General features: G+C 59.6%; 11 protein-coding genes. 5 read left to right on the forward strand and 6 right to left on the reverse strand.

Translation table 11 applies throughout. The annotated features are described in order from the left end of the window. Positions 1-428: 428 nt before the first annotated feature. The gene (locus HU718_RS13215) at positions 429-5324 is read left to right on the forward strand and encodes an NAD-glutamate dehydrogenase (RefSeq protein WP_186616059.1); all 4896 of its coding nucleotides are present in this window, start codon (positions 429-431) and stop codon (positions 5322-5324) included. A gap of 57 nt (positions 5325-5381) precedes the next feature. On the opposite strand, the gene HU718_RS13220 is transcribed toward HU718_RS13215, so the two are convergent. The 5 genes from HU718_RS13220 to pdxR form a co-directional block, all read right to left on the reverse strand. Then, complete coding sequence (locus HU718_RS13220; protein WP_150731349.1) at positions 5382-6683, reverse strand: NHL repeat-containing protein; 1302 nt, start codon at positions 6681-6683, stop codon at positions 5382-5384. 226 nt (positions 6684-6909) lie between these two features. Continuing rightward, positions 6910-7623, reverse strand: a complete 714-nt coding sequence (locus tag HU718_RS13225) for an ATPase (protein ID WP_150731348.1) — start codon at positions 7621-7623, stop codon at positions 6910-6912. 217 nt (positions 7624-7840) lie between these two features. Further along, entirely contained in the window at positions 7841-8245 is a 405-nt protein-coding gene (locus tag HU718_RS13230) for a cupin domain-containing protein (RefSeq protein WP_186616058.1), read from the reverse strand. A 235-nt stretch (positions 8246-8480) separates the two neighbouring features. Next, on the reverse strand, positions 8481-8774 hold the full coding sequence (locus HU718_RS13235) for a putative quinol monooxygenase (RefSeq protein WP_095122856.1): 294 nt from the start codon (positions 8772-8774) through the stop codon (positions 8481-8483). Between the two features lie 123 nt (positions 8775-8897). Continuing rightward, entirely contained in the window at positions 8898-10331 is a 1434-nt protein-coding gene (gene pdxR / locus HU718_RS13240; RefSeq protein ID WP_150708682.1) for a MocR-like pyridoxine biosynthesis transcription factor PdxR, read from the reverse strand. Between the two features lie 313 nt (positions 10332-10644). Here pdxR and HU718_RS13245 point away from each other — a divergent pair, with 313 nt between their 5' ends. Continuing rightward, on the forward strand, positions 10645-11085 hold the full coding sequence (locus HU718_RS13245; RefSeq protein ID WP_064119828.1) for a carboxymuconolactone decarboxylase family protein: 441 nt from the start codon (positions 10645-10647) through the stop codon (positions 11083-11085). Between the two features lie 271 nt (positions 11086-11356). Here HU718_RS13245 and HU718_RS13250 read toward each other — a convergent pair whose 3' ends face one another. After that, entirely contained in the window at positions 11357-11671 is a 315-nt protein-coding gene (locus tag HU718_RS13250; RefSeq protein WP_186616057.1) for a hypothetical protein, read from the reverse strand. Positions 11672-11878: 207 nt separating this feature from the next. Between HU718_RS13250 and HU718_RS13255 the strand changes: the two genes are divergently transcribed. The 3 genes from HU718_RS13255 to HU718_RS13265 are packed head-to-tail and all read left to right on the forward strand — an operon-like array spanning position 11879 to position 14062. Continuing rightward, positions 11879-12544 carry an STN domain-containing protein gene (locus HU718_RS13255; RefSeq protein ID WP_186616064.1) on the forward strand — a complete coding sequence of 222 codons (666 nt, stop codon included), beginning with the start codon at positions 11879-11881 and terminating at the stop codon, positions 12542-12544. Beyond that, entirely contained in the window at positions 12541-13092 is a 552-nt protein-coding gene (locus HU718_RS13260; protein ID WP_007913935.1) for an RNA polymerase sigma factor, read from the forward strand. Before HU718_RS13255 ends, HU718_RS13260 begins: the two co-directional genes overlap by 4 nt. A 31-nt stretch (positions 13093-13123) precedes the next feature. Further along, positions 13124-14062, forward strand: a complete 939-nt coding sequence (locus tag HU718_RS13265; protein ID WP_186616056.1) for a FecR family protein — start codon at positions 13124-13126, stop codon at positions 14060-14062. The last annotated feature ends 20 nt before the right edge of the window (positions 14063-14082 follow it).

The following is a 14082-nucleotide window of genomic DNA, read 5'->3' on the forward strand; positions in this document are numbered from 1 at the left end:
GAGAGTGTCAGAGGATGTGTCGTGAACGCGACGTGGGTCAATGGTCATTTCTGGCACGCATGTACCGTAAAAACGGGCATGCAACCCAGCGTTTTCCGCCACGACTGCTAGTGTTTACCGGTGCCAAACCCTCGGTTTACGTGCCAATGACCGAATATGTCGCAGCACCGCAAGCAGACACATTGTCGCACCCTTTAAGCTGCGCAACGGATGAGCACCCGTAAAGGCATTGTCGGCACCGCTGGCAGTCGCTTTTGCAGATGCTCATTCTATGGAAGGTGAATGTGACCTGAGTGTCCCGTCCAGCTTCACCCACCTGTCTCCCTGTTTCCTCTGCCCGAGAATCAGGAACAGGGCGACACAAACCCCGAAAGGGGTGTTGCACGCGACGCTTTCCATCAATAACAAGCTTAAGCGGAGTACCACAGATGGCGTTCTTCACCGCAGCCAGCAAAGCCGACTTCCAGCACCAACTGCAAGCGGCACTGGCGCAGCACATCAGTGAACAGGCACTGCCACAAGTGGCGCTGTTCGCTGAACAATTCTTCGGCATCATTTCCCTGGACGAGCTGACTCAACGTCGCCTCTCCGACCTCGCTGGCTGTACTCTTTCTGCGTGGCGCCTGCTTGAGCGCTTCGATCACGCGCAACCGCAAGTGCGCGTCTACAACCCTGATTACGAGCGTCATGGCTGGCAGTCGACCCACACCGCGGTCGAAGTCCTGCACCACGACCTGCCATTTCTGGTCGACTCGGTCCGCACCGAGCTGAACCGTCGCGGCTACAGCATCCACACTCTGCAAACCACCGTGCTCAGCGTACGCCGTGGGAGCAAGGGCGAGTTGCTGGAAATCCTGCCGAAAGGCACCCAGGGCGACGGCATTCTGCAAGAGTCGTTGATGTACCTGGAAATCGACCGCTGCGCCAACGCGGCCGAACTGAATTTGCTGAGCAAAGAGCTGGAACAGGTTCTCGGTGAAGTCCGCGTCGCGGTCGCCGATTTTGAGCCGATGAAAGCCAAGGTGCAGGAAATCCTCACCAAACTCGACAACAGCGCGTTTGCCGTTGATGCCGACGAAAAGAACGAAATCAAAAGCTTCCTGGAATGGCTGGTGGGCAACCACTTCACCTTCCTCGGCTACGAAGAATTCGTGGTCACCGATCAGGCCGATGGCGGCCACATCGAGTACGACCAGAACTCCTTCCTCGGCCTGACCAAACTGCTGCGCACCGGCCTGACCTACGAAGACCTGCGCATCGAAGACTACGCCGTTGCCTACCTGCGCGAACCGACCCTGCTGTCGTTCGCCAAGGCTGCGCACCCGAGCCGTGTCCACCGTCCGGCTTACCCGGACTACGTGTCGATCCGTGAAATCGATGCTGACGGCAAAGTCATCAAGGAACACCGCTTCATGGGCCTGTACACCTCCTCGGTGTATGGCGAGAGCGTGCGGGTCATCCCGTTCATCCGCCGCAAGGTCGAAGAAATCGAACACCGCTCTGGCTTCCAGTCCAAGGCTCACCTGGGCAAGGAACTGGCGCAGGTGCTTGAAGTGCTGCCGCGTGATGACCTGTTCCAGACCCCGGTCGACGAACTGTTCACCACCGTGATGTCGATCGTGCAGATCCAGGAACGCAACAAGATCCGCGTGTTCCTGCGCAAAGACCCGTACGGTCGTTTCTGCTACTGCCTGGCCTACGTGCCGCGCGACATTTACTCCACCGAAGTTCGCCAGAAGATTCAGCAAGTGTTGATGGAACGCCTGAAGGCTTCCGATTGCGAATTCTGGACGTTCTTCTCCGAGTCGGTTCTGGCCCGCGTGCAGTTGATCCTGCGTGTCGACCCGAAAAACCGTCTCGACATCGACCCGGTGCTGCTGGAAAAAGAAGTCGTGCAAGCCTGCCGCAGCTGGCAGGACGACTACGCCGCACTGACCGTCGAAAGCTTCGGCGAAGCCCACGGCACCAACGTGCTGGCCGACTTCCCGAAAGGCTTCCCGGCCGGCTACCGCGAGCGTTTTGCAGCGCATTCGGCCGTGGTCGACATGCAGCACCTGCTGAGCCTCAACGAAAAAAATCCGTTGGTGATGAGCTTCTACCAGCCGCTCGGTCAGGTCTCCGGCCAGCGCGAGCTGCATTGCAAGCTGTACCACGCCGACACGCCGCTGGCGCTGTCCGACGTCTTGCCGATTCTGGAAAACCTCGGCCTGCGCGTACTGGGTGAATTCCCGTACCGCCTGCGTCACACCAATGGCCGCGAGTTCTGGATTCACGACTTCGCGTTCACTGCCGCTGAAGGTCTGGACCTCGACATCCAGCAACTCAACGACACCCTGCAGGACGCCTTCGTCCACATCGTTCGCGGCGACGCCGAAAACGATGCGTTCAACCGTCTGGTACTGACCGCCGGCCTGCCTTGGCGCGACGTCGCGCTGCTGCGTGCTTACGCGCGTTACCTGAAGCAGATTCGTCTGGGCTTCGATCTGGGTTACATCGCCAGCACCCTGAACAACCACACCGACATCGCTCGCGAGCTGACCCGGTTGTTCAAGACCCGCTTCTATCTGGCGCGCAAACTCAGCGACGACGATCTGGAAGACAAGCAACTGCGTCTGGAACAAGCGATTCTGACCGCACTGGACGACGTCCAGGTGCTCAACGAAGACCGCATCCTGCGTCGTTACCTCGACCTGATCAAAGCCACCCTGCGTACCAACTTCTACCAGACTGACGCCAACGGCCAGAACAAGTCGTACTTCAGCTTCAAGTTCAACCCGCACGCGATCCCTGAACTGCCGAAGCCAGTGCCGAAGTTCGAAATCTTCGTTTACTCGCCACGCGTTGAAGGCGTGCACCTGCGCTTCGGTAACGTCGCTCGTGGTGGTCTGCGCTGGTCCGACCGTGAAGAAGACTTCCGTACCGAAGTCCTCGGCCTGGTAAAAGCCCAGCAAGTGAAGAACTCGGTCATCGTGCCAGTCGGCGCGAAGGGCGGCTTCCTGCCGCGTCGCCTGCCACTGGGCGGCAGCCGTGACGAGATCGCGGCCGAGGGCATCGCCTGCTACCGCATCTTCATCTCGGGCCTGTTGGACATCACCGACAACCTGAAAGACGGCGCGCTGGTACCGCCATTGAACGTGGTTCGCCACGACGATGACGACCCGTACCTGGTAGTAGCAGCGGACAAGGGCACTGCGACCTTCTCCGACATCGCCAACGGCATCGCCATCGACTACGGCTTCTGGCTGGGTGACGCGTTTGCGTCCGGTGGTTCGGCCGGTTACGACCACAAGAAAATGGGCATCACCGCCAAAGGTGCGTGGGTCGGCGTACAACGTCACTTCCGCGAGCGCGGCATCAATGTTCAGGAAGACAGCATCACTGTTGTCGGCGTCGGCGACATGGCCGGTGACGTGTTCGGTAACGGCCTGTTGATGTCCGACAAGCTGCAACTGGTCGCGGCCTTCAACCACATGCACATCTTCATCGACCCGAACCCGAACCCGGCGACCAGCTTCGTTGAGCGTCAGCGCATGTTCGACCTGCCGCGTTCGGCCTGGACCGATTACGACACCAGCATCATGTCCGAAGGTGGCGGCATCTTCTCGCGCAGCGCGAAGAGCATCGCGATTTCCCCGCAGATGCAGGAACGCTTCGACATCAAGGCTGACAAGCTGACCCCGACCGAACTGCTGAACGCCTTGCTCAAGGCTCCGGTGGATCTGCTGTGGAACGGCGGTATCGGTACTTACGTCAAGGCCAGCACTGAAAGCCACGCCGATGTCGGCGACAAGGCCAACGATGCACTGCGCGTGAACGGTAACGAGCTGCGCTGCAAAGTCGTGGGCGAGGGCGGTAACCTCGGCATGACCCAACTGGGTCGTGTCGAATTTGGTCTGAATGGCGGCGGTTCCAACACCGACTTCATCGACAACGCCGGTGGCGTCGACTGCTCCGACCACGAAGTGAACATCAAGATCCTGCTGAACGAAGTGGTTCAGGCCGGTGACATGACCGACAAGCAACGCAACCAGTTGCTGGCGAGCATGACCGACGAAGTCGGCAATCTGGTGCTGGGCAACAACTACAAGCAGACTCAGGCCCTGTCCCTGGCGGCGCGCCGTGCCTATGCGCGCATCGCTGAGTACAAGCGTCTGATGGGCGATCTGGAAGGCCGTGGCAAGCTGGACCGTGCCATCGAGTTCCTGCCGACCGAAGAACAACTGGCCGAGCGTATTGCTGAGGGCCACGGTCTGACCCGTCCTGAGCTGTCGGTGCTGATTTCGTACAGCAAGATCGACCTCAAAGAGCAGCTACTGGGCTCCTTGGTGCCGGACGACGATTACCTGACCCGCGACATGGAAACGGCGTTCCCGCCGTCTCTGGTCAGCAAGTTCTCCGAAGCCATGCGTCGTCACCGTCTGAAGCGCGAGATCGTCAGCACCCAGATCGCCAACGACCTGGTCAACCACATGGGCATCACCTTCGTTCAACGACTCAAAGAGTCGACCGGCATGAGCCCGGCGAACGTCGCTGGCGCTTATGTGATCGTGCGCGACATCTTCCACCTCCCGCACTGGTTCCGTCAGATCGAAGCGCTGGACTATCAAGTCAGCGCTGATGTGCAGCTGGAGCTGATGGACGAGCTGATGCGTCTGGGCCGTCGCGCTACGCGCTGGTTCCTGCGTGCCCGCCGCAACGAGCAGAACGCTGCCCGTGACGTCGCGCATTTCGGTCCGCACCTGAAAGAGCTGGGCCTGAAACTCGACGAACTGCTGAGCGGCGAAATCCGTGAAAACTGGCAGGCGCGTTATCAGGCGTACGTCGAAGCCGGCGTACCGGAATTGCTGGCGCGTATGGTTGCGGGCACCTCGCACCTGTACACCCTGCTGCCGATCATCGAAGCCTCCGACGTGACTGGCCAGAACCCTGCAGAAGTCGCGAAAGCTTACTTCGCTGTGGGCAGTGCGCTGGACATCACCTGGTACCTGCAACAGATCAGCGCACTGCCGGTTGAAAACAACTGGCAAGCCCTGGCCCGTGAAGCGTTCCGTGACGATGTCGACTGGCAGCAACGCGCGATCACCATCTCCGTCCTGCAACAGGGCGACGGCACGCTGGACGTGGAAGCACGTCTGGCGCTGTGGATGGAACAACACGAAAGCATGATCTCGCGCTGGCGCGCCATGCTGGTGGAAATCCGTGCGGCGAGCGGCACGGACTACGCCATGTATGCGGTGGCCAACCGTGAACTGCTGGATCTGGCGTTGAGTGGGCAAGCGGTAGTGCCTGCGGTTGCTGCGAATGCCGAGCTTGAACTGGCGTAAGTAGTGGTTGAATGAAAAAGCCCCGGTGTCGTGAGATGCCGGGGCTTTTTTTGTGCCTCAGTAGAGAGGCGAACAGCGCAAGGCAAAGTTGCGTGGGACCGTGATGGATGACAGGGCATTACCCGCCACAATGATCTGATTCAACTGAATTGCCACAGCCTCAGCTATGTCGAGGTGGTCAGTCAAATCGAGGATCAGTAGCCCTTGATTGCCAAACGCCGCATCGAGAGTGCCGTCTGCTTTGAACTGGGCAAGGACGATTTGCGAGTTTGCCTCCCGCAGGGGGTTGCCGACTGTGAGGATCCGACCACCTGTGCGCAACACAGCACCAGACCATTGGATTCCTCCTGTAGCTTGCGGATAAGTCGTGAAAACAGGCTTGCCTCGGTTGAATGTCGGCACCGCTTTGCCTTGGGCATCGACGCACACCAAAACGCTCTTGAAAACTAAGGCCGAGTGGCTACTGCCGACACCGATAATGCTCTTGTCAGGCATTTCTATCAGTTCGGTTAGTTGGTTGAGTTCACCTTCGAAATCAAACGTTATATAGCCGTTGATTCCAAAATCCTTGATCGGGCTACCTTGCGTGTCAAATCGGGCCATCATGGCAAACGTTTTTTCTTCGATATATGCACTTCCAGCAACGGCAAAGGTTCCATCCTTGAGGGCGATCAAGGAGCCTGCCCAGGTCGAGTTAGCGAGGTATTGAATGAGGATGTAGCCTTTGCCGTCGGCGAAGGTTGTATCCAGCGATCCATTTTTATTCAGCCTCATCAACACGCCCACTTCGTCATAGTAGCTGTACCGGTGATAGCTCAGAACCATGAGCTTGCCATCGGGCAACTCAATCGTATTGCCACGTTGACTGGATGCAGCCGGGCCCTTGCGCTTAATCTCTTCTGCCGAAAGTCGGTACTGTGGGGTACTGAGGGGATGGATGACGGTAAACCCTCCATTTCCAAAGCTTTTGACGGGCACGCCCTTGTCGTCGAACAATGCCAGCCCGCGTTCCTGGGGCGCGTAATCCTCAAGTTCAAACCAGCCTTCGAGGAGGATGTTCCGGTCGCTGAGGACTTGGACGTTCTTACCTGTGGATCGGAAGCCAGGGGCGAATCCACCCGTCACGGTTCCTTGATTGCCAAAACTGTCATCTTGTCTGCCATCAGCATTCAGCCGCGATAGGGAAAACTCCGTCCCGGTGCGGGCTGCGATCAGGATTTTGTTGTCTGGTGCGACGCTCATGCCTCCGGCAATCCCGCTGACACCGTCGGGATATTGGAGCCAGGTGATCCCTGTTTCATCAGGGCCGAAAGTCGGGTCGAGGATTGGCGCAGTCGATGTGTTCGATGAGGTGTTCATTCAATGCTCCTTGAGGTGAGCGAACGCTGCAGACACCGATGGCCAAGGCTGACTTGGGATCAATGCAGTCAGAACATTGAAAGGACTTGTGAGACGGGCGTCTACTGTCAGCTCTGACAGTAGACAGACTGTTTTTTCTATGGAGCGGATGTTGTGTTCTCGCCGCCTTCGCGAGCAAGGCGCTCCCACAATTGACCGCATTAACCTGTGGGAGCGAGCCTTACGTTCAATACAGTTTTTTATTCTGTTTACTGTCGAGCATCGACACCTTGGCCGCAGGCCGCGCGACTAAATTGTTGAGTGACTGGTCAAACTTCTGCAGTGCCCGAACTTGCACATCCTGCTGCTGATTAATATCCGCAACAATCTCTTCCGAACGCTTGAAGTCCGCCCACACCGGCGTTAACTCCCGTGCATCCGAACCTTTCGCCGTACCGATGTAATTCAACCGCGCATCATAAAAATCGGCACTGACATCGGCTTTGATATCCGAGCTACGTGAGGTGATCAGTTGGCTATGGGTATCAACGATCGCTACCACATCCGGTCTGGCCGCACGCAGGCTTTGCATGTCCGGATACACCGTCACCGAGCCGAACTGACGTTGCAGCGAGGCATTCACCCATTCCACCGCCATGTCCGGTTTCGAGCTGGCGACGTAGGCGTCATGAATCGGCTGCACCAGCAGGCTCTGGCCGAAACCGGTGCCGGCGTTGGCCTGATAGTCGCGCAAGTATTCGCGGTTGGTCTGGGTGCTCGGGCTGTAGACCACGCCGAGCGACACGCCGGGACCGCTTTTCACTTGCGTGGCGCTGCTGCGGCCGGTGGGATGGGGTAGCAGGGTGTCCAGTGAGGAAACGGCTTGGGGCGCGGTAGGTACCGAACAGGCTGACAGAGCTAAAACCGATATCGCCAGTACACTGGTGAACGCAAGTTTCATGGTGTTTCTCCCGTGAAACAACATCAGTCGGAAAGTTTGAAATGCTGTCGGCGACGACAGTTAATTCAGACTAAACCCGCCAAGCTGACAATTTGCTGTAATAAAAGCAGAGCAATAGTCTGATTCGCTTTAACCCTTAATCACTAATTGCGCCGGGAAATAAACAGGCGCCAATCAGCGATTTGCGCCTGTTTATTTATGGCTGGTTAAACAGCCATCAGTTTTTCAGCGGGATCAGCACTTGCTCATCCGGAGCCAACACCATGAAAACCAGCAACTTGGCAGGCTTGGTTTGACTGGCGTTTTTCGAGACCAAATGTTCGGAGCCGGCCGGTTCGTACCAGAACTGGCCCTTCTTGTACGTGATCGGTTGTTCACCTTTGACCTGGGAAATCACTTCGCCTTCCAGCACATAGGCCATCGCGGTGCCGTCATGTTTGTGGGCGATGGAAGACTGGCCGGGTTTGTAGTCGACCTCGATCATCATGGCTTTTTTGCCGGGGGCGTTTTTCAGCATCTGGTCTTGCAGAACGGTGACTTTTTCCGAGGGATCGTGGGCGAAAGTGGCCGAGGTGCAAAGGCTCAAGGCGAGGGCGGCGGCGAAGAAGGGCAGGGCTTTCATGGCGGGTTACCTGTGATGATTGGGGGTGTAATCACAGTAGTCCGCAGGGTGGCGCATTCAAACGGCCAATATTCGGGAAGATTGGGTGACCAATTGGCGGTGTTTCAGAAAGGTTGTCGGTGCGGCTGAATACGCCTTCGCGAGCAGGCTCGCTCCCACAGGGTTCAGCGTCGTTCGATAATTAATGTACGACACAAAAACCTGTGGGAGCGAGCCTGCTCGCGAAGGCGTCAGATCAGACGATAGGAAAGCTGTTGAAATCCACGCTATTGGCCAGCCGACTATCGATCAAGTCAATAAACCCTTGCGCCTCGGGCCGGTTGAAATGCGCCTGCATCGCCGCTTCCGACTGCCAGCGCGCACTGACCGTCCAGCGGTGGCTGTCCTCGGGGCAGCGGTCGACCAGGTAGGAATCGCAGCCCGGCGTTTCGCGCAGGGTTTCGACGATCTTCTGCAGTTGCCTGCCCAGTTCATCCGAGCGGCCGGCGGCAGCCTGCACCTCGACCGTATTGATCACTTCGTTGGACATTGCTCACACTCCTGAATCAGGCCGGACGAATCCTGCTCATTGAGGGATAACGCCTGTGCAGGATAGGCCTGCACCCCCGGAACACCAATAACCAATCGGCGGTTAAATCTTTAGGCCAATTGCTCAGGCGACCTGCTGAAGGATGTCGCGCAGGCGATCCAGGGCAATATCAATGTCCAGGGTTTCGATGGCGCCGAAGCCGAAGTACAGGCCATTTTTCGCAGGTTGCTGATGATAGAAACCATTGATCGAGTACAGCCCGACTTCGACCTTTTTCGCCAGTTCGATCACCAGCGGCAAGTCGATCGGCACCTTGCAGAACACCGCCATATGAAACCCGGCGCTGGCCGGTACCGCCTCCAGCCATGGCGCCAGATCAGTGGCCATGCGCGCCAGAATCCGCTCGCGGCGCTGCGCGTAGATCGCATGACAGCGGCGGATGTGCTTGAGCAGGCAACCCTCGGCGATGAACTTGGCCAACGCCCATTGCGGCAGGGTCGAAGCGTGCAGATCGGTGAGTTGCTTGGCGCGGATCACCGCTTCGAGAATGGCCGGCGGCAGGATCGCATAACCCAGGCGCAGCTCCGGCAGCAGGGTTTTCGAGAAGGTGCCGACGTAAGCGACGATGCCGCGCTGGTCGAGATTGAACAGCGAATCGGTCGGCCGGCCTTCGTAGCGGAATTCGCTGTCATAGTCGTCCTCGATGATGATCGCGCCCAGTTCATGAGCGCGAGCCAGCAAGGCTTCACGGCGCGCCTGACTCATCGGCATGCCCAGCGGAAACTGGTGCGACGGCGTCACATAGATGAGGCGCGTGCCATCGGGAATGTTTTCGACCTGAATGCCCTCGGCATCCACCGGAATCCCGACCACCTCGGCGCCATGGGTGCCGAACAACAGGCGTGCCGGCGGATAACCGGGATCTTCCATCGCCACCAGACTGCCGGGGCGGATCAACACGCGGGTGATCAGGTCCAGCGCCTGTTGCGCGCCGTTGCACACGACGATGTCTTCGTCCTGACAGTTGATCCCGCGGGAAAACGCGATGTGCCGGGCGATCGCATTGCGCAGCGCCGGCAGGCCTTCGGCGACACTGTAGAAACCCTTGGACTGGCTCATCTGGCGCATCGCATGGGCGACGCAACGGCGCCAGTCATCCTGCGGAAACTGACCCTTGCTGGTGGCGCCACCGATGAAGTCGTAGCGCAACGAACCTTCCAGCGTCGGGTGACGCAGAAACACCGGCAGATTGCGCCAGCTCTCGATCACCTCGGCACTGGCCAGTTCGCTGTGGCTTTGCTTGCGGTGGACCTGCGCCGGGCGCGCGTTGACGTAGGTGCCTTTGCCGATCACCCCGGTGAGGAAGTTTTCGTAGGTCAGTTGCGCGTAGGTGTCGGAAATGGTCTTGCGCGAGATGCCCAGTTGCTCGGCGAGCAGACGGCTGGGCGGCAGTTGTGTGCCAGCGGCGAGGCGCCCGGATTCAATGGCGCCGCGCAGTTGCTGATACAACTGACCGGCGAGATCCTTGCGGCCGTTGATCACGACGTGAAGTTCCATACCGACGAGGCTCCTGGGGCTAATTGGCGTGCGCGCCAGATTACCGCTGTTGCGGGATCGGCAATAGTTGCCTACCCGAAAAACTCCAAATTGGTCACTAACCCCTGTGGGAGCGAGCCTGCTCGCGAATGCGGTATGTCATTCAAAAATGGGCTGACTGACCTGACGCCTTCGCGAGCAGGCTCGCTCCCACAGGGGATCTGCGCGGGGGGCAGATGGGAGTGGTGTAGCGGTTTTCCGTGCAATTGGGGCTGTAACGCATGGCTGTCGGCGTTTACGGTGAACTCATCATTCCGTCCACCGAGAACCGCCCATGTCCCCGCGCCTGGATTACTACAACGCTTCGCCCAAGGCGATGAAAGCGATGATTGCCATGGAGGCGCTGACCGCCAACCTCAGTATCGAGCAGCCGCTGCTGCAACTGATCAGGATCCGTGCCTCGCAGCTCAACGGCTGTGCGTTCTGCACCGACATGCATTCGGTGGACGCGCGGCGGGCCGGGGAGAGTGATCGGCGCCTGTATGCGATCGCGGTGTGGCGCGACAGCAACTTCTTCAACCCGCGTGAGCGTGCGGCGCTGGCCTGGGCTGAGGCGGTGACGTTGTTGGCGGAGAGTCGCGTGCCTGATGAGGTGTATCAGCAGGCGCGCGAGCAATTCAGCGAAGGCGAAATGGTCGACCTGACCATGGCCGTCACGACCATCAACAGCTGGAACCGCCTCGCGGTGAGCTTCCGCCAAACCCCAAGCGATTGAGCCCGCCCTGATCGTTTGATCGTTCCCACGCTCCGCGTGGGAACGCCTCAACGGACGCTCTGCGTTCGGCTCCGGATGGGACGCAGAGCGTCCCGGGCTGCATTCCCACGCGGAGCGTAGGAACGATCGGTAAGCGACTGAACACCACAGGATCGTTCCCACGCTCTGCGTGGGAATGCCTCAACGGACGCTCCGCGTTCGGCTCTGGATGGGACGCGGAGCGTCCCAGGCTGCATTCCCACGCGGAGCGTGGGAACGATCAAGATCAAAATCATTGCGGTGGGCGTTGCGGTTTCACCGAGGTGCCAAAGGTATTGCCCATCCGCGTACTGGTCGCGGCCGGGGTCGCCAGGCCAACCTGATTCGGCGGCCGCTTATTCACCGGCACATTCAGCGCCTCCTGATTCTTCTCCGCCGCCGCAGCGCCTTCAGGGTTGTTGCCCATCTGCTGGCTCAAACAGTCGTAATTCGGCGCCTTGTAACCACCGACCGTCACCTCGACACAGCCCAACGGTTCCTCGGCATAAGCGCTCGCCAGCGCCATCAACAACAGCCCGCCAAGGCTGATTCGCCACAGTGTGTTCATGCTCGCCTCCTGGCCGGCCCGGAGGGGCCGCGCTTTGGCTTGAGTCTAGTGCAAGCCGTGCGCAATTCCCGTGATGGTTTTTTTGCACCGCCCGTCACACCAGATTCATAAACAGCCCTCAGGATGACGATTTCCAAGGATTCGTCAGCCGTGCAGCGAGGCAATTCCACGGACGGTTTTCAGCGTTCAACGAGGCTTGTGCGCCGGATGTGTCTGGGGTGGCTGCTTGGCTGTGCGGCGGGCCACGCCATGGCCGACGCGGTGCCGGCGGACCTGCGCATGACGCTGCACATTCCGGCACAGGATCTGGCCCGCGCGCTGGATCAGTACAGCCACGCCACCGGCGTCGCGGTGCTGGTCGACAGCCAGTTGAGTCGCGGTCGTCGCTCGCTGGCGGTGGACGGTGAATACACCGCCGCCGATGCCCTGCGTCGATTGCTCGGCGGCAGTGGTTTGATGGCGCGGTATGCCCGCGACGACGCGTTTACGTTGCAAGTGGCGCAGGTCGAAGACGTGCCGGCGCCGCCGCAAAAACAGACGCCGGAAAGCGTCGCCGTCAACCGCAGTTACGCGACAGCGGTGCAAGCAGCGATCGAACGCAACCTGTGCCGCTCGCCGCTTACCCGACCGGGAAGTTATCGCGCGGTGTTGCAGGTCTGGGTCGGCCGCGACGGCGTGGTGCAGCACAACCGGTTGGTCACCTTGACCGGTGATGTACGGCGCGACAACGCGCTGGTGGAGAGCTTTCGCAATCTCAAAATCGACCGACCGACGCCCAGCGCCTTGCGTCAGCCGGTCACGTTGCTGTTGTTACCGGAGTCGTCAGGAAAACGCATGGAATGCACCAAATGGGAAGGAGTTTCCGGGGGATGAAAGACACCGGACAAGGTTCGATGGTCCAACTGTTCCTGACGTCCTACGAGGACTTTCGGGTGCGCCTGCGCAGGCGTCTCGGTTCGGAAGATCTGGCCAACGACGTGCTGCACGAAACCTACCTGCGGGTCGATCGCATGGAGACGCCGCCGAACGTCCTGCGGCCCAATGCCTACCTCTATCGCATGGCCCTGAACATCGCCGCCGACCGCCGTCAGGCCGACGCGCGCCTGCTCACCGGCGAGGAGGTCGAAGAGCTGCTGCAAATCGGCGACGAAGCACTCGATCCCGCGCGAGTGGTCGGCGGGCAAAAGGAGATCCAGTCACTGCTCAGTGCGTTGTACGAGCTGCCCGCACGGCGCCGGAAGATCTTCATCGCGGCGCGTCTGGAAGAGGCGCCGCACCTGGAAATTTCCCAGCGCTTCGGCATTTCCACGCGCATGGTCGAGAAGGAAATCAAAGCCGCATTGGGCTTTTGCGCCGCAAAACTGGAAAGAAAAGTGTTTCAGCGGTTCGGTCGCGGGGCCGGAAAACCGTCTTCTGAATAGTGCCCGATCAATTCGTTGAGAATCTGCGCGTTTGAACATCTTTCGACTGACACCTGCCGAGCCATCGGCGGCCGACCATCTGCACAGCGAAGCCCGCGACTGGCTGGTCCTGCTGACCTCCGGCCGCGCCACCGTGGCCGACGCCCGAGCCCTGCGCGAATGGTGCGCGCAGAGTGCCGAGCATGCCCGCGCGTTCGAAGAGGCCAAGCGGTTGTGGCAGCAACTGCAACCGGCCATGGAGCAGATGCAGGCGCCACGCGGGTTTGGTCGACGTGCTTTTCTCGGTGGGGCGATTGCTGCGTCGGCGGCGTTTTTGCTGGTGCGCGGGACGATTCCCGGTGGCTTTGAAGGGTTGGGCGCGGACTACATCACTGAAGTTGGCCAGCAGCGTCGCTTTGAACCGGCGCAGGGTGTGAGCCTGGAGCTGAATACTCAGACGCGGATCAATCAGCGTGCCGTGTCTGAGGGGGTGCAGGGTTTTGAGCTGGTCAGTGGTGAAGTTGAGGTGCAGACGGCGCGGTTGCCGTTGGCGGTGCAGGCTGGGGGAGGGTGGTTGCGTGCCAGTCAGGGGCGTTTCAACTTGCGTAATACTGATCAGCAAGTCTGTGTGACTTGCCTCGATGGCGCGGTTGAAGTGGATGTTGAAGGTCGTAGTCTGCGTCTTGAACCGGGCCAGCAAGTGACCTACGACGCGCGGCAAGTCGGCAGCGTACAAAGCGTCGACACAGCCGCAGTGATGAACTGGCGCCAACAAGTGCTGGTCTTCAACGGCGCGACCCTCAGCCAGATGATCGACGAAATCAACCGCTACCGCCCCGGCATGTTGCTGCTGCTCAACCGCGAACTCGGCCAACGCCGCGTCCAGGCGCGCTTTAGCCTTGACCAACTTGCTGGTGTTGCGCTGCTAATCCGCGATGCCTACGGCGTCAAATGCACCGAACTACCCGGCGGCGTAGTCGTCCTCAGCTAACCCACCCCCGCCAACACCAC

The organism is Pseudomonas tensinigenes (assembly GCF_014268445.2).
In the GTDB taxonomy this organism is placed as follows: domain Bacteria; phylum Pseudomonadota; class Gammaproteobacteria; order Pseudomonadales; family Pseudomonadaceae; genus Aquipseudomonas; species Aquipseudomonas tensinigenes.

Excerpts from the sequence above, each read along its gene's own strand:
- HU718_RS13245 (WP_064119828.1), top strand. The coding sequence starts at position 10,645 with ATGTCCCCGCGCCTGGATTACTACAACGCTTCGCCCAAGGCGATGAAA.
- HU718_RS13250 (WP_186616057.1), bottom strand. The coding sequence starts at position 11,671 with ATGAACACACTGTGGCGAATCAGCCTTGGCGGGCTGTTGTTGATGGCG.
- pdxR (WP_150708682.1), bottom strand. The coding sequence starts at position 10,331 with ATGGAACTTCACGTCGTGATCAACGGCCGCAAGGATCTCGCCGGTCAG.
- HU718_RS13260 (WP_007913935.1), top strand. The coding sequence starts at position 12,541 with ATGAAAGACACCGGACAAGGTTCGATGGTCCAACTGTTCCTGACGTCC.
- HU718_RS13230 (WP_186616058.1), bottom strand. The coding sequence starts at position 8,245 with ATGAAAGCCCTGCCCTTCTTCGCCGCCGCCCTCGCCTTGAGCCTTTGC.
- HU718_RS13235 (WP_095122856.1), bottom strand. The coding sequence starts at position 8,774 with ATGTCCAACGAAGTGATCAATACGGTCGAGGTGCAGGCTGCCGCCGGC.
- HU718_RS13215 (WP_186616059.1), top strand. The coding sequence starts at position 429 with ATGGCGTTCTTCACCGCAGCCAGCAAAGCCGACTTCCAGCACCAACTG.
- HU718_RS13220 (WP_150731349.1), bottom strand. The coding sequence starts at position 6,683 with ATGAACACCTCATCGAACACATCGACTGCGCCAATCCTCGACCCGACT.
- HU718_RS13255 (WP_186616064.1), top strand. The coding sequence starts at position 11,879 with ATGTGTCTGGGGTGGCTGCTTGGCTGTGCGGCGGGCCACGCCATGGCC.
- HU718_RS13225 (WP_150731348.1), bottom strand. The coding sequence starts at position 7,623 with ATGAAACTTGCGTTCACCAGTGTACTGGCGATATCGGTTTTAGCTCTG.